Source organism: Paenibacillus humicus NBRC 102415, assembly GCF_004000905.1.
GTDB classification, from domain to species: domain Bacteria; phylum Bacillota; class Bacilli; order Paenibacillales; family Paenibacillaceae; genus Paenibacillus_O; species Paenibacillus_O humicus.
Window position 1 is genome coordinate 67,613 of the sequence record NZ_BIMD01000007.1, and the last position, 14,417, is coordinate 82,029.

Consider the following 14,417-nt stretch of genomic DNA (forward strand, 5'->3'; position numbering starts at 1 on the left):
CTCTCAGACAGGCTCCGCCTGCTGGTCCTCGGGAGCTCCCCCGGCATAGTCCGGAACTTCAACGCTCACTTCCGAACGCAGCTCGGCGGAACGGATGACGCCGTCGATGATCGCCTGCTGGATCAGAATCTGCTCGCCCGGAATCGGAGCGCCGCGGCCTTCGCGGATCGCATCGACAAAGTCCCGCACCTTCTCCCGGAACAGGTCGAGCTGATGGTCGACGAGCGGAATTCTCGTGCTCGTCTGGCCGCCCATGAAATCGTGGAACATCTCGATGTTGCCGACTCGTCCGTCCCAGACGCCGGACCAGTTGCCCGAGCCGAACGGGGTGATCTTGAGTCCGGCGTCGGTGCCGAGGAAGTTGGTCGTGCCGAGAGAGTCGAGATGCATCGCCCAGCTGATCTTGAAGTGGAGCGTCAGATCGCCTTCGAAGCGGATCATCGCCGCTCCGAAGTCCTCAACGTCGAATTTGTCGGCCTCGGCGTGATAGAGAGGATTGCGGCCGAAATGGTTGAAGGTGCTGGCGGAGACGGTGAGCGGCTTCGGATAGTCAAGCGCGTTGAGCGCCATATCCAGGGAATAGCAGCCGATGTCGGCCATGGCGCCTGCGCCTGCCAGCTCCTTGCGGATGAACGTGCCTCCCGGCATGCCGCGCCTGCGGCCGCCGCCGGTCTCGACGTAATAGACCTTGCCGAGCTTGCCGGAGCGCACGATCTCCTGGATCAGCTTCATATTGGGGTCGTAGCGCGGCTGGAAGCCGATCGTGAGCATGCGTCCGCTGCTGCGCGAAGCCTTCACCATGTCCAGTCCCTCTTCCAGCGTGACGGACATCGGCTTCTCCAGCAGCACATGCTTGCCCGCGTTCAGGGAGTCGACGGTCGGCTGGCGATGGGCGGAGTTAGGCGTGCAGACGCTGATGCCGTCGAGATCCATCGCGAGCATTTCCCGATAGTCGTCGAAAGGAGCGGTGCCGATGAGGTCATGCTTGCGGATGAACTCCAGTGCCTTGCCGGGGATGGCGTCGGCGACGGCTGCGATTTCCACTCCCGGGATGGTTTTGTAGGCGGCGGCATGGGAGCCGGCGATGCCGCCGCTGCCGATGATGCCGATTCGTATGGTCGATGTGGACAAAGGTTTCTCTCCTTCCGAGTGGCGCGCCGCTAAGCAGGGCAGCGCGGACAGCCGGCTTTATACGGGCTGGCTGCGCATTTGTTCCCGGTAGCGGCTCGGGGTAAGGCCGAATTTCTTGCGGAAAACGTAATGAAGGTAGCTGCCGCTCTGGAAGCCGGTTTCGGCCGCGATCTGCTCGATGGAGCCTTGATTGCGGGCGAGCGCTTCGCATACCTGTTCGAGGCGGCAGCGTTCCAGATAATCGCTGAACGAGACGCCGCCTTGCTCCTTCATGATCCGCTGCAGCTGGCGGCTGCTGACATGGATGCGGTCGGCCGCATCCTGGAGCGACAGGGGACTGGAATAGTTGTCCCGGATGAAGCGGGTGATGAGCTGGTAGCGGTAGAGCGACATGTCCCGCTCGGGATGGGCGACCTGCGGCAGCGGCTGCAAAGGGGCGCGGGCGGCACGGAGCAGAATTTGAATGACCGCCTGCTTCACCGTCGTACCCCAGCCGGGCTCGGCCTCCTGGACGGCTTTGTAAGCCGTCAGGAACCAGGGCATCGCCTGGCAGCGGTCCGGGATAGGATGCGGTCCGAGCGCATCCAGGGCTGCGATGCAGTTCTCCGCCTCCTGGCGTTCCCATTCGTCCTCCCCGGAGGCGGCCGGCTCATCCTCGATCGGAACGATGTCGATATGCAGGCTGAGCTCCTCCGTACCGTCCGGACGGCCCGCCAGCTGCTGGTGGAGCACGCCGGGGCCGGTCAGATAGAACATGCCTTCGCGGAATTCATGATCGCTGTCCTCGAGGGACAGAGTGCCGGAGCCGCGGGCGATGAAGTGGAATTCATATTCCGAATGCTTGTGGTAGCGAATGAGGCGATCCTCCGGGAAGGAGGCGAGATGAAAATGCAGCACCCGAAGCCGGTATGCTCCCCAGCGGAACCGGAGCTCCAGCCGGTCCATGGCATCCCGCTTCTCCATCATCGGGGCATAGGGAAACGGCTTGGAACCCGGCGTTCTCATTGCGCTGCGCCGGCCAGGTCGATCCGCTTGCCTTCGGCTGCGGAGCGGTTCGCCGCTTCCAACAGCCTCGTCAGATCGGAAGCGAGAGCGATGTTCTCCTCGCCCTCGGTGCCGTTCTCGATATGTCCAACCCATTGGCTGAACGCATTCGGCAGCTTGGTCCCGAGCGGAATCTCCTTCCATTGCTCCTCGAGCTTCGTGCTGCGCACGCTGATGACGTCGTCCGGATTGCCGTACAGCAGCGTACCTTCCGTGCCGAAAAGCTCGATCTGGAAAGGAGAATGCTTGCTGGCGAAGCCGGCCTCGACGACGCCGATCGCTCCATCCGCGTAAGAGAGGACGGCAACGGCATTGTCTTCGACTTCGCGTCCGGTCACATGTCCGTACGTTGCGGTCAGGCTTTCCGGCATGCCGCCAAGGAACAGGCGGGTCAAATACATCGGATGGCAGCCGAGATCGATGAGCGCTCCGCCTGCCGTCTGCTCCGCCGAGTAGAAATGCTCCGGCAGCCAATTGGCCAAGGCGCCGTCGTGCGCAAGGCGGACGTGGACAAGCGTGAGCTTGCCGAGCAGTCCCTGCTCCAGCACTTCGCGGATGGCCGTCGTATAGCCGTCATTGAGGCGGGGGAGAGATACCGTCAGCTTGACTCCGGCTTCTTGAACCGCTTTCAAAATCTCATCCAGCTCGGCTGCCGTAGGCGCGATGACCTTCTCCGTGAAGATATGCTTGCCGGCTTTGGCCGCCTTGACCATCACTTCGGCATGCATCGTCGTCGGCGCGTCCACGATGACGGCATCCACATCCTCGCGCGCGAGAACTTCGTCCAGGCTGCTTACGAACGGAACGCCGAGCTTGTCGGCGGCTTCCTGGCCGCGTGAAGGCACTTCATCCCATACAACCGTAATTTGCGTGCCGGGATGCTCGTTTGCGTAGCCCGTGTATTCCCAAGCATGGACATGCCAGAAGCTGAGTTTTGCGATTCGAATCATAGCGGAAAGGTCCCCTTTCATAATGGAAGCAGACTGTAAGAATGCGACATGGCTTTAAGGTAACATAGGACAATGACTACGAACAGTGTACAAATATGACATCCGATATGTAAAATGGCGACATTGGTTCCGGTTTGATTTCGGAGTTGTTAGGCCTCAAAATAGAAGGAAGGCGAAATTCTCGGCCTGGAAATGGGGTCCGGGACATGCTGGCATCTGGGGAAGGGGGCGGAAGCATGAGGATGAGAAGAGCCGTGCAGGCTCCCATCCATCTCTACCGCAAGTTCATATCGCCGCTGAAGCCGCCGACCTGCCGCTTCTATCCGACCTGCTCCGCCTATGCGCTGGAGGCGGTGGAGAAGCATGGCGCGGCCAAGGGCTCCTATCTGGCGGCAAGACGCATCCTGCGCTGCCATCCGTTCCACCCGGGAGGCTACGATCCCGTGCCATGAGCTTCCTTGACATGCACAGGGTCGTTTCGGTATGATTACGACAAATACAGCTTACCCGATGAAGGGAAGAGTAGTTTCCGCAGCTGCCGCATCAGAGAGCCGGGCAAGACGGTGCAAGCCGGCCGGGGGCGGGAAACGAAGATGGTCCCGGAGGATTCCGCTCCGAACGGCAGCAGCCTGGCGCTGAAGCCGCAAGGTACGGACGCGCGCAGCCGGCGTTAGCGGCTTGCCGTTCTTCCAGGAACGGCTTCACTAGAGCTTCCCGTCCGCCTCGAGCCAGAGGCAGGGAAGGAATTTGGGTGGTACCACGAAGCGCTCTCGCTCTCGTCCCATAGCGGACGGGAGCTTTTTTGCATGTCCATATCGATCCGGAGGGATTCCCATGCCAGAGAACAACAACAGCTATTACATTACGACACCGATCTATTACCCGAGCGGCAAGCTCCATATCGGGCATGCCTACTGCACGCTCGCTGCCGACGCGATGGCGCGCTACAAGAGGGCGCAGGGCTACGACGTCAAGTTCCTGACGGGAACCGACGAGCACGGCCAGAAGATCGAGCGCACGGCCAAGGAGCTCGGCATGACGCCGATCGAGTTCCTGGACGGAACGGTCGGCGAGATTCAGAAGCTGTGGAAGAAGCTCGAGATCAGCCACGACGACTTCATCCGCACGACCGAGGAGCGCCATAAGAAATCGGTTGAGAAGATCTTCAAGCAGCTGCTCGACCAAGGCGACATTTATAAAGGAACGTACGAGGGCTGGTATTGCACGCCTTGCGAGTCTTTCTTCACGGAGCGCCAGCTTGTGGACGGCAAATGCCCCGATTGCGGACGTCCCGTGGAGCTGGTCAAGGAGGAGAGCTATTTCCTCGGGATGAGCAAGTATGCCGACCGGCTGCTGCAATATTATGAGGACAATCCGGATTTCATCCAGCCGGAATCCCGCAAGAACGAGATGATCAACAACTTCATCAAGCCCGGCCTCGAGGACCTGGCCGTGTCGCGGACGACGTTCGACTGGGGCATCAAGGTTCCCGGAGATCCCGAGCATGTCATTTATGTATGGATCGACGCGCTCTCCAACTATATCACCGCGCTTGGCTACGACTCGGAAGACGATTCCCAGTACCGCCATTTCTGGCCGGCCGACGTTCATCTGGTCGGCAAGGAGATCGTCCGCTTCCATACGATCTACTGGCCGATCATGCTGATGGCTCTCGACCTGCCGCTGCCCAAGAAGGTGTTCGGCCATGGCTGGTGGCTCGTCAAGGAAGGCAAGATGTCCAAGTCCAAGGGCAACGTCATCGATCCCGTCGTCCTTCTGGAGCGTTATGGACTTGACGCTCTCCGGTATTTCCTGCTTCGCGAGGTGCCGTTCGGGTCGGACGGAACGTTCACTCCCGAGGCTTTCGTGGAAAGGCTGAACTTCGATCTCGCCAACGACCTCGGCAACCTGCTGAGCCGCACGGTGGCGATGATCGACAAATACTTCGGAGGGGAAGTTCCGGCCTATGCCGGCGCCGTGACCGAATTCGACGGCCCGCTGCAGGCGCTCGCGGCCGAAGTCGTCTCGTCGGTAGAGGCTTCCATGGATCGCATGGAGTTCTCGGTCGCGCTGTCTTCCCTCTGGCAGCTGATCAGCCGCACGAACAAGTACATCGACGAAACCCAGCCATGGGTGCTCGCCAAGGATGAAGCCCGCCGCGGCGAGCTCGCCTCCGTCATGTACCATCTGGCGGAATCGCTGCGCATCGTCTCCATCCTGCTGACGCCGTTCATGACCCGCGCTCCGCAGGAGATCCGCCGCCAGCTCGGCGCGGAGAACGACGCTCTTGCCGCATGGGAATCGGTCCGCTCGTTCGGCAGCCTGCCGGCCGGAACCCGCGTCTCGAAGGGCAGCGCCCTGTTCCCTCGTCTGGATGCGCCGGAGGAAATCGCTTATATCGCTTCCGCCATTCTCGGCGGAGGAGACAAGAAAGAGGAGCCGGCAGCCGAAGCCAAGCCGGAATCCGCTTCTTCCGCGCCTGCCGCTGCCGTGACGGCTCCGGAGCCGAAGGAAGAGATCGGCATCGACGATTTCGCCAAGGTCGAGCTGCGCGTCGGGCAGGTGATTGCAGCCGAGCCGGTGCCGAAGGCCGACAAGCTGCTCAAGCTGAAGCTGGATCTCGGCTATGAGCAGCGGCAGGTCGTCTCCGGCATTGCCAAGTTCTACAAGCCGGAGGAGCTGGTCGGCCGCAAAGTCATCTGCGTGACGAACCTGAAGCCGGTCAAGCTGCGCGGCGAGCTGTCCCAGGGAATGATCCTCGCCGCATCCGTCGGCGACGAGCTGACGCTGGCGACGGTGCCGGATTCCATGCCGAACGGCGCCATCGTCAAATGATCCGAACCAAAAAGCAGGATGCGGGCGACAGCCCCGCATCCTGCACCTATTAAGGGAGGCTGGTTCAAACCATGTCCAGCGTGAACATCGGCTTGGCATTCGCCGCAGGCATCGCGTCCTTCGTGTCGCCATGCTGCCTGCCGCTCTACCCTTCGTATTTATCGTACATAACGGGCATATCGGTCACCGAGCTCAAAAGCGACAATCCCGGCCGCGAGGTGAGGCGCCGGACCATGAGCCATACGCTGTTCTTCATTCTCGGGTTTTCGCTTGTCTACTACACGCTCGGTTACGGAACGAACCGCTTCGCCGAGGTGTTCGCCGATTACCAGGACCTGATCCGGCAGCTGTCCGCCATCCTCATCATGCTCATGGGACTGTTCCTGATCGGGCTGTTCCAGCCGAAGGCATTGATGAGGGACTTCAAAATGCCGGTGAAGCTGCGGTCGGGCTATCTCGGATCGTTCATCTTCGGAATCGGCTTCTCCGCCGGCTGGTCGCCTTGCGTCGGTCCGATCCTGGCGGCGATTCTGGCTCTTGCGGCATCCGATCCGGGAACATGGTTCGGGCTTACGACCGCTTATGCGCTCGGCTTCGCGATTCCGTTTTTCGTGCTCGCATTTTTTATCGGCTCGACGAGATGGATCGTCCGCTACTCGTCTGTCCTGATGAAGATCGGCGGCGCCTTGATGCTGGTGATGGGCGTGCTGCTGTTCACGAACAAGATGTCCGTCATCACGATCTATCTGAATGGAATCACGCCGGAATGGCTGCGGTTCTGATCCTTGATCAAGTGAAATAATCGATCGTCGCCTCAGGGAAATGCTCGAAGATGCGCTCGGATATAAACATCCGCAGCGCATTTGCCTGTTCATCGGGGTAGACGTATTTGCCTTGGCCCCAGCGGCCCCATTTGTACTTGCGCTTTTCGATATCCATCTCTAGCTTCGTTTTCGGATAGCGTTTCTCGATCGTCGCCTTGGCGGTCTTGGTGAAGCGATGCTGGATGAGCTCGAAAGTCAGATCGGGAATTCCGGCAGGCAGCGTCTTGGCCAGGTTTTCCAGCAGCTCGGCATACCCTTCCTGCCAGCCTTCGTGCCAGATGATCGGCGCGATGATGAACCCGACGGGATATCCGGCAGCCGCGACTTTGCCGGCCGCTTCAATCCGCTGCTCGAAGCGGGATGTCGCGGGCTCGAAGTTTTTGATGACATACCTGGCGTTGACGCTGAAGCGGATGCGGGTATGGCCGTTGTGGCGCGCATCGAGCAAGGAATCGACATGGTGGAATTTGGTGACGAACCGCAGTCTGCCGTACTCCTGGTCCGCCATGAACTCGATCAGCTCGCGCAGGGAGCCGGTTATCGGCTCGAGGCCGACGGGATCGCTCGTGCACGCGGCTTCAAAACGGGTGATTTGAGGCACGCGCTCATCGATGTATCCTTTCGCCGCCTCCATGATTTCGTCGGTGTTCACATAGACGCGGATATAAGGCTTCGCGCCGAGAGTCGTCTGCAGATAGCAGTAGTGGCAATGGGCCATGCAGCCCGTCGCGATCGGAATGGCGTATTCGGCGGAAGGCTTGGACTGGTCGAACTTGAGCGTTTTGCGGATGCCGACGACGAGCGTCCGCTTGGCGATTTTATATTGCTCCAGCTCGGAATCGCCGGGCAGATTGGTGATGCGGTTGTGGGATGTCGTCATGCGGATAGGCAGTCCCTGTTTGACCGCCCATTCATGGATCCGCTTCCCCTTGGGATAGTTCAGCGAGTCCGGCTCGAAATAGACCAGCTCGGGCACGAAAACGTCGGGCCGGCCGGTGCGTGGACGTTCCATGACAGTGCTCATAACGGCAAACCTCCTCGGGAAGGATGGATGATGGCTCGGGGTTAGTTTGGCATGGAAGCAAGCTTTTCAATAAGGGAAATCCCGGCTGCGCAAGTTGCAGGAGGCCGGAGCGCGTTGTATGATACTAAAGTAGCGTGGCGCCGAGAGAGTGGAGGCGCCCAGCAGGTTAGGAGGGTTTTCATGCCTACACCGAGCATGGAAGATTATTTGGAACGGATCTACAAGCTGATTGAGGAAAAAGGATATGCCCGCGTATCGGATATCGCGGAAGGGCTGGAGGTCCATCCATCCTCGGTGACCAAAATGATTCAGAAGCTGGACAAGGACCAGTATCTGATTTATGAGAAATATCGCGGCCTCATCTTGACGGCCAAGGGCAAGAAGATGGGCAAGCGGCTGATGGAGCGCCATCATCTGCTGGAGCAGTTCCTGGAAGTCATCGGAGTCCAGGAAGCCAACATCTATCAGGATGTCGAGGGAATCGAGCATCATCTCAGCTGGGATTCCATCACGTGCATCGAGACGCTCGTGGAGTACTTCCGCCGTGACGAGACGAGGCTGGAGACGCTCCGAAGCATCCGCAGCGAGCTGGAATCCGAATAGAGCCGCCGGAATCAAATAACGGCAGGCGGGAATGGAACCATTCCGCGCCTGCCGTTATTTTTTGTTCCTGCTCCTTGTTCAATGATACTTGGGCATGCCGTCCTCGTCCTTGCCGCCGTCGATGACCCGGAAAGGAGAGGGCTTGCGGCCGCGCGCCTTTGCGGAGGCGGATTTGAAGCGGGAAGGCTCTCCGCGGCCCTTACCGGCATGGCGGGGGCTTGGCTTGACGGCGCGTTTCCTGCGGGCGGGACTGAACCAATAGAAGGCGAAGATGCCGCCGAGAATGACGGCTGGAAGGAGGAGGCTGAACGGATTGCGGGCAAGGCTGCTCCCCAGTCCAATCACAACCAGCACGGCAACGACCGCCGTCCCTATGTTGACCTTGTTGCGACGCATGCAAATCCGCCCTTTCTATTGACGATGCTCCCCTTCGGGATGCTCTCGAGACGGTCAGACAGCCGGTTGTACGTTGACTTCCCGCTCGAGCTCGCGCATCCGGTTGAAGGAGGCGATGGATACTTCGACCTGGTCGTCCGTCGGCTCCTTCGTCGTCAGCAGCTGCAGCCACAGCCCGGGATAGCCGAGATAGCGCAGCACCGGAACGTCGCGCAGGGCGTTTGTCCAGCGCAGCACCTCATAGGATGCGCCGAGCACGACGGGAAGGAGAAGGATGCGAATGTAGATCCTCTCCCATAAGTTATCCCAACTGAAGAAGGAATAGACGATGACGCCGACGATAACGGAGAAAATGATGAAGCTGCTGCCGCAGCGGTAATGCAGGCGGGTATACTTCTGGACGTTGCGGACCGTCAGCTCCGCTCCGTCCTCGTAGGCGCTGATGACCTTGTGCTCGGCGCCATGGTACTGGAACAGGCGCTTGACGAGCGGAGTCAGGGAAATCAGGTACAGGTAAGCCAGAAGCAGAATGATCTTGATTCCGCCTTCGATCAGGTTGTGCAGGAACACGCCGGTGAACATGTGGCTGAACAGCCAGCTTTCCAAAACAGCAGGCACGAGGGTGAAGATAAGCTTGCCGGCGGTGAAGCTGATTACTCCCGCGACGGCGACGCCGACGATCATGGACAGGCTCCAGCCTTCCTTTTTCGGGACTTCGTCCTTCGCCGCTCCGGCTTCCTCCGGCTGGTCCTCGGCATAGGCTTCCAGGGCGTAGTTCAGATGCTGCGAGCCTTTGGCGCTGGACTCGAGAATGCCGATAACTCCGCGTACAAACGGAATTTTCTTGAGCGGCTGGTACCAGGGCTTCTTGCCTGCGCTCGGAACTTCGTAAAAAGTAATTTCTTCGTTCTTGCGGCGTACCGCCGTGACATTGACGTTGCGGCCGCCGAACATGACGCCTTCAATGACAGCTTGTCCGCCGTAAATGGATGTGCTCGCTTCTGGCAACGGACATTCACCTTCCCTTTGTTCATACTTCCTCTCGCTTCAGGCTCGGTCGCAGCCTGCGGGGGAACTGGAATCCTGTTTCCATTGTACTTGATGGCAATGGGGAATGCCAGACTGCCTCTCACGGCAACCGCGAACCTGCGCGGAGCTGGAAGACGGTTAGCCGGCATGGAATTTGGCGCATACTAAAGGCGGACATTTCAAGGAGGCGATCGAAATGAGCGCGACAGCGGCAGCATCGAACCGGGGAAATGGGATGGACAAAAGCGAGTATGGCAAACATACGACCCATACATGGACGTACTGCCTGCAGCTCGGGTTTTGGGCCGGGCTGATATGGGGCTTCGCCCATTGGCTTCTCTATACGTTCCGGTTCACCAAGGTTCTGCCCGGCATGCTGGCGGAGCCGTTTTTCAAGCACTCCTTCCTCGTCACGGGCTGGGGGCATGCCGTCGGCATCGGGCATTTCATCGTTTTTTCCATTCTTGCCGCCTATTTGTACAAGCTTCTGCTCGGACGCTTTCCGGGTCCATGGGCGGGCTTTGTGTACGGGCTGCTGTGGTGGACGCTGCTGTTCCTGGCCTTCGGTCCGCTTCTCGGAATGGTGAAGCCGGTCACGGTTCTCGGCTGGAACAGCATTTTCACGGAGCTCAGCCTGTATGCGGTGTGGGGGCTGTTCATCGGGTACACGATCGCGTTCGAATTCACGGACGAAGCCTCGCGCGAGCCGAAGCGCAAGCCGAAGGGAGGAAGCTGACGGACACGCACTTCCAAGGGCATGTCATTTATGGTAGAATGGCAAGTAGCCTTTTGGCTTTTGGAGGTGCGGTCATGCGCAAGATTCTCGTACTTAACGGTCCTAACCTCAACATGCTGGGAATCCGGGAACCGGGCGTATACGGAACGACGACGCTGGATGGAATCAAGGATATGATGGTCGAGGAGGCTTCCCGGCTCGGCGCGGAGCTGGATTTCTTCCAGTCCAACCATGAGGGTGGATTGATTGACCGGATCCATGAGGCTTACGGCAGCGTGGACGGCATTCTGATCAACCCTGGAGCCTTCACCCATTACAGCTATGCGATCCGCGACGCGCTGGGCTCGGTGCCGGTGCCGTCGATCGAGCTGCATTTGTCCAATATCCACAAGAGGGAAGCCTTCCGGCACCAGTCGGTGACGGCGGCATCCGCCGTCGGGCAGATCGCCGGCTTCGGCGCCTACAGCTACGTGCTTGGGCTGCATGCCTTGCTGAATCATTTGGACAAGCCGTCCGGCCAAGGCAGCTAAAGGCAGTTTGATTGGATTAGAGGAGGTAGCCGCGATGACGAAGCAACGAGTGGAGAAGCTGCGGGGCAAGCTGGAAGAACAGGGATTGGAAGCGCTGCTTGTCGGCAGCCCGTACAATCGGCGATACATAAGCGGGTTTACAGGATCTTCGGGCTGGGTGCTGCTCACGTCTTCGAAGAGCTGGTTTCTGACCGACTTCCGCTACACGGAGCAGGCGGCGGAGCAGGTGCAAGGGTTCGAGATCGTCGAGCATGCAGCCGATTATATGGAGTCCGTCCGCGAGCTGCTCGCTGCGGAGGGCATAACGCGTCTGGGCTTCGAGCAGGAGCATACGGTCTACTCCAACTATGTCCGCTGGGGACAGGTTCTCGGCTCTATCGAGCTCGTGCCCGCAGCCGGCATCATCGAAAGCCTGAGGGCCGTCAAGGACGCCTCGGAGCTGGCGATCATGCAGGAAGCGGCGGATCTGGCCGATGCGACCTTCGATTATATCAAAGGGCTGATCAAGCCCGGCATGAAGGAATCCGATGTCGCGCTTGAAATGGAAGTCTTCATGAGAAGCCGCGGCGCGACATCGTCCAGCTTCGACACGATCGTCGCCTCCGGCGAGCGCTCGGCGCTCCCGCACGGAGTCGCGAGCGGACGCGTCATCGGCAGCAACGAATTTGTGAAGCTCGACTTCGGCGCCTTGTACAACGGCTACTGCTCGGACCTGACCCGCACGGTCGCCGTAGGCGAGCCTTCGGCCAAGCACCGCGAAATTTACGAGATCGTGCTGGAAGCCCAGCTGCACGCCCTGGCGAACATCCGCCCGGGAATGACCGGCATCGAGGCCGACGCGCTGGCCCGCGACGTCATCGCCAAGCATGGCTACGGCGACCAGTTCGGCCACAGCCTTGGACATGGCCTCGGCATGGAAGTGCATGAGAAGCCGAACCTGTCCAAGCGCAGCGACAACGTTTTGACCCCCGGCATGGTGGTAACGGTGGAACCCGGCATCTACATTCCCGGGTTCGGAGGCGTCCGCATCGAGGACGACATCGTCATCACCGAGAACGGGATTCAAATATTGACAGCTTCGCCGAAGGAACTTATTATCCTTAGCTAGCCCGACAGCCGAAGCGGCATGCTTCGGCTTTTGGACACTAAGTCTCCTCATCGCAGCGTCCAAGCGGAAACGTCGTTTCCGCATCACCCATTTACAGGAGGAATCACCCGTGATTTCAGTGAACGATTTCAAGACAGGCCTTACCATCGAAGTGGATACCGACATTTTCAGCGTCATCGAGTTCCAGCATGTCAAGCCGGGCAAGGGCGCTGCGTTCGTCCGCTCCAAGCTGAAGAACCTCCGCAACGGCAACATCGTGGAGAAAACCTTCCGTGCAGGCGAGTCGCTTGGCCGCGCACATGTCGAGAACCGCGAAGTCCAATACCTGTACAACTCCGGCACGGAGTACACGTTCATGGACAACGAGTCGTTCGACCAGTTCAATCTCGACAAAAAGCAGCTGGAATGGGAAATCAACTTCCTGAAAGAAAACATGAACGTCAATATTTCCAGCTACAAAGGCGAAATCATCGGCATCTCGATCCCGAACAGCGTGGATCTGAAGGTAACCGAAACCGAGCCGGGCGTGAAAGGCAACACGGCTCAAGGCGCTACGAAGAACGCAACGCTCGAAACCGGCTTCACGGTTCAGGTGCCGCTCTTCATCAACGAAGGCGACCAGCTGCTGATCGATACCCGCGAGGGCCGCTACATTTCCCGCGCGTAGTTCCATTCCACTGTCAAGGCCGCCGGAGGGCGGCCTTTTTTTTGTTTATCTTCTATCTCTTTAAAGCGTGAATGTGATATAATCGGTACTTGTATAATCAGCTAATGGTTGGGAGTGAACAGCGGTGTCGTTGATCGTGATGAAGTTCGGCGGCAGTTCGGTCGGCACGACGGAAAGGATGCAGAGAGTCGCGCGGCGGATTGTGGAGAACAGGGATGCGGGGCATAAGGTCGTCGTCGTCGTATCCGCGATGGGGGATACGACGGATGATTTGATCGACAAATCCAGGGAGCTGAATCCGAACCCGCCAGCTCGCGAGATGGATATGCTGCTCACGACGGGGGAACAGATATCGGTCGCCCTGCTGTCGATGACGATACACGGGCTTGGCCGGCAGGCTGTCTCCATGACGGGATGGCAGGCGGGAATCCGCACGGAAAGCGTCCATGCCAAGGCGCGGATTACGGATATCCGGCCGGATAAGATCCACGAGGCGCTCCATGACGGGCAGATCGTCATCGTCGCCGGCTTCCAGGGCATGACGGAGGACGGGGAGATCACGACGCTCGGCCGCGGCGGCTCCGACACGACGGCTGTCGCGCTGGCGGCCGCGGTGCAGGCCGATGTATGCGAGATTTTCACGGATGTGGACGGCATCTACTCGACCGACCCTCGCGTCGTCAAGAACGCGCGCAAGCTGGACGAGATTTCCTACGACGAGATGCTTGAGCTTGCGAACCTCGGAGCTGCGGTGCTGCATCCGAGGGCAGTCGAGTATGCGAAGCAGTACAACGTGAAGCTGGTCGTCAGATCCAGCTTCAACCACAATGAAGGAACGACGGTCAAGGAGGAAGCGGTCATGGAACAAGGAATCGTAGTGAGCGGCATCGCATTCGACAAGGATGTCGTCCGCATCAGCATTCTTGGCGTCGAGGATGTACCGGGCGTGCTTGCAGGCGTGTTCGGAGCGCTTGCCGACGGCGGCATCAATGTCGATATCATCGTGCAGAGCGGAGTCATGGGCGGCAAAGCCGACTTCAGCTTCACGATCGGCAGGGGCGACCGCGACAAGGCTCTTGCCATCATCGAGGGCAACCGTTCCGCCGTTCCTTACCGCGAGACGACTTCCGAGGACGAGCTCGTGAAGGTTTCCATCGTAGGCGCGGGCATGGTCAGCAATCCGGGCGTTGCGGCCAAGATGTTCCGCGTGATGGCCGAGCTCGGCGTCAGCATCAAGATGGTCAGCACCTCCGAGATCAAAACGTCCTGCGTCATCGAGTCGGGTCCGCTGCAGGATGTTGTCCGAGCTCTTCATACGGCTTACGGCCTCGATACGGCCGATCAGGTTTTTGTCGGCGGCCCTTCCGAGCGCCGATAGCCATCGCCAACCCGAACTCCCTCAAGCGGCCGCTTGAGGGAGTTTTTTGCGTTCAACCTTTGGATTTATCGGGCATTCGAGGCGCAAGCCCCGATCCGTCTCCCGATCGGAGCGGCCTGCCGTCTCTGCGATTCTATCGGATGGCCGTTTCCTTGAACCGCC

Annotated in this window: 15 protein-coding genes; 9 read left to right on the plus strand and 6 right to left on the minus strand. The window is 59.5% G+C overall.

Annotation, left to right across the window (positions count from 1 at the left end; genetic code table 11):
• Positions 1-3: 3 nt before the first annotated feature.
• The 3 genes from PHU01S_RS06985 to PHU01S_RS06995 are packed head-to-tail and all read right to left on the minus strand — an operon-like array spanning position 4 to position 3,125.
• The gene (locus PHU01S_RS06985; protein WP_048748463.1) at positions 4-1,131 is read right to left on the minus strand and encodes a Gfo/Idh/MocA family protein; all 1,128 of its coding nucleotides are present in this window, start codon (positions 1,129-1,131) and stop codon (positions 4-6) included.
• A gap of 57 nt (positions 1,132-1,188) precedes the next feature.
• Positions 1,189-2,097 (minus strand): helix-turn-helix transcriptional regulator, encoded by a 909-nt coding sequence (locus PHU01S_RS06990; RefSeq protein WP_246029162.1) that lies wholly within the window; start codon positions 2,095-2,097, stop codon positions 1,189-1,191.
• A gap of 35 nt (positions 2,098-2,132) precedes the next feature.
• The gene (locus PHU01S_RS06995) at positions 2,133-3,125 is read right to left on the minus strand and encodes a Gfo/Idh/MocA family protein (protein ID WP_127506810.1); all 993 of its coding nucleotides are present in this window, start codon (positions 3,123-3,125) and stop codon (positions 2,133-2,135) included.
• Positions 3,126-3,367: 242 nt separating this feature from the next.
• Here PHU01S_RS06995 and yidD point away from each other — a divergent pair, with 242 nt between their 5' ends.
• From yidD to PHU01S_RS07010, 3 genes are all read left to right on the plus strand, one after another.
• Positions 3,368-3,577 carry a membrane protein insertion efficiency factor YidD gene (gene yidD / locus PHU01S_RS07000; protein WP_048748473.1) on the plus strand — a complete coding sequence of 70 codons (210 nt, stop codon included), beginning with the start codon at positions 3,368-3,370 and terminating at the stop codon, positions 3,575-3,577.
• Positions 3,578-3,959: 382 nt separating this feature from the next.
• Positions 3,960-5,960, plus strand: coding sequence for a methionine--tRNA ligase (gene metG / locus PHU01S_RS07005; RefSeq protein ID WP_049867182.1), 2,001 nt, complete (start codon positions 3,960-3,962; stop codon positions 5,958-5,960).
• A gap of 71 nt (positions 5,961-6,031) precedes the next feature.
• The gene (locus tag PHU01S_RS07010; RefSeq protein WP_049867183.1) at positions 6,032-6,742 is read left to right on the plus strand and encodes a cytochrome c biogenesis CcdA family protein; all 711 of its coding nucleotides are present in this window, start codon (positions 6,032-6,034) and stop codon (positions 6,740-6,742) included.
• Positions 6,743-6,749: 7 nt separating this feature from the next.
• On the opposite strand, the gene splB is transcribed toward PHU01S_RS07010, so the two are convergent.
• On the minus strand, positions 6,750-7,808 hold the full coding sequence (gene splB, locus PHU01S_RS07015) for a spore photoproduct lyase (RefSeq protein WP_021878228.1): 1,059 nt from the start codon (positions 7,806-7,808) through the stop codon (positions 6,750-6,752).
• Between the two features lie 180 nt (positions 7,809-7,988).
• On the opposite strand from splB, the gene mntR reads away from it, so the two are divergent.
• Complete coding sequence (gene mntR, locus PHU01S_RS07020) at positions 7,989-8,411, plus strand: transcriptional regulator MntR (protein ID WP_048748466.1); 423 nt, start codon at positions 7,989-7,991, stop codon at positions 8,409-8,411.
• Positions 8,412-8,489: 78 nt separating this feature from the next.
• On the opposite strand, the gene PHU01S_RS07025 is transcribed toward mntR, so the two are convergent.
• Together PHU01S_RS07025 and PHU01S_RS07030 are read right to left on the minus strand one after the other, a co-directional pair.
• On the minus strand, positions 8,490-8,807 hold the full coding sequence (locus PHU01S_RS07025) for a Na/Pi cotransporter family protein (protein WP_021878230.1): 318 nt from the start codon (positions 8,805-8,807) through the stop codon (positions 8,490-8,492).
• 54 nt (positions 8,808-8,861) lie between these two features.
• Positions 8,862-9,815 carry a DUF1385 domain-containing protein gene (locus PHU01S_RS07030; RefSeq protein ID WP_127506812.1) on the minus strand — a complete coding sequence of 318 codons (954 nt, stop codon included), beginning with the start codon at positions 9,813-9,815 and terminating at the stop codon, positions 8,862-8,864.
• Between the two features lie 217 nt (positions 9,816-10,032).
• On the opposite strand from PHU01S_RS07030, the gene PHU01S_RS07035 reads away from it, so the two are divergent.
• From PHU01S_RS07035 to PHU01S_RS07055, 5 genes are all read left to right on the plus strand, one after another.
• On the plus strand, positions 10,033-10,572 hold the full coding sequence (locus PHU01S_RS07035; RefSeq protein ID WP_127506814.1) for a YqhR family membrane protein: 540 nt from the start codon (positions 10,033-10,035) through the stop codon (positions 10,570-10,572).
• Positions 10,573-10,646: 74 nt separating this feature from the next.
• Entirely contained in the window at positions 10,647-11,102 is a 456-nt protein-coding gene (gene aroQ / locus PHU01S_RS07040; protein WP_048748443.1) for a type II 3-dehydroquinate dehydratase, read from the plus strand.
• A gap of 34 nt (positions 11,103-11,136) precedes the next feature.
• Complete coding sequence (locus PHU01S_RS07045; protein WP_049867184.1) at positions 11,137-12,210, plus strand: M24 family metallopeptidase; 1,074 nt, start codon at positions 11,137-11,139, stop codon at positions 12,208-12,210.
• Between the two features lie 109 nt (positions 12,211-12,319).
• The gene (gene efp, locus PHU01S_RS07050) at positions 12,320-12,877 is read left to right on the plus strand and encodes an elongation factor P (protein ID WP_048748441.1); all 558 of its coding nucleotides are present in this window, start codon (positions 12,320-12,322) and stop codon (positions 12,875-12,877) included.
• 124 nt (positions 12,878-13,001) lie between these two features.
• A complete protein-coding gene (locus PHU01S_RS07055; RefSeq protein ID WP_021878235.1) occupies positions 13,002-14,255 on the plus strand; it encodes an aspartate kinase in 1,254 nt (417 codons plus the stop codon).
• The last annotated feature ends 162 nt before the right edge of the window (positions 14,256-14,417 follow it).

Bases quoted from the DNA above. Each gene is read 5' to 3' on its own strand.
- PHU01S_RS07025 (WP_021878230.1), bottom strand. From the start codon at position 8,807: ATGCGTCGCAACAAGGTCAACATAGGGACGGCGGTCGTTGCCGTGCTG.
- mntR (WP_048748466.1), top strand. From the start codon at position 7,989: ATGCCTACACCGAGCATGGAAGATTATTTGGAACGGATCTACAAGCTG.
- PHU01S_RS07035 (WP_127506814.1), top strand. From the start codon at position 10,033: ATGAGCGCGACAGCGGCAGCATCGAACCGGGGAAATGGGATGGACAAA.
- PHU01S_RS07010 (WP_049867183.1), top strand. From the start codon at position 6,032: ATGTCCAGCGTGAACATCGGCTTGGCATTCGCCGCAGGCATCGCGTCC.
- metG (WP_049867182.1), top strand. From the start codon at position 3,960: ATGCCAGAGAACAACAACAGCTATTACATTACGACACCGATCTATTAC.
- PHU01S_RS06990 (WP_246029162.1), bottom strand. From the start codon at position 2,097: ATGATGGAGAAGCGGGATGCCATGGACCGGCTGGAGCTCCGGTTCCGC.
- PHU01S_RS07045 (WP_049867184.1), top strand. From the start codon at position 11,137: ATGACGAAGCAACGAGTGGAGAAGCTGCGGGGCAAGCTGGAAGAACAG.
- yidD (WP_048748473.1), top strand. From the start codon at position 3,368: ATGAGAAGAGCCGTGCAGGCTCCCATCCATCTCTACCGCAAGTTCATA.
- splB (WP_021878228.1), bottom strand. From the start codon at position 7,808: ATGAGCACTGTCATGGAACGTCCACGCACCGGCCGGCCCGACGTTTTC.
- PHU01S_RS06995 (WP_127506810.1), bottom strand. From the start codon at position 3,125: ATGATTCGAATCGCAAAACTCAGCTTCTGGCATGTCCATGCTTGGGAA.
- aroQ (WP_048748443.1), top strand. From the start codon at position 10,647: ATGCGCAAGATTCTCGTACTTAACGGTCCTAACCTCAACATGCTGGGA.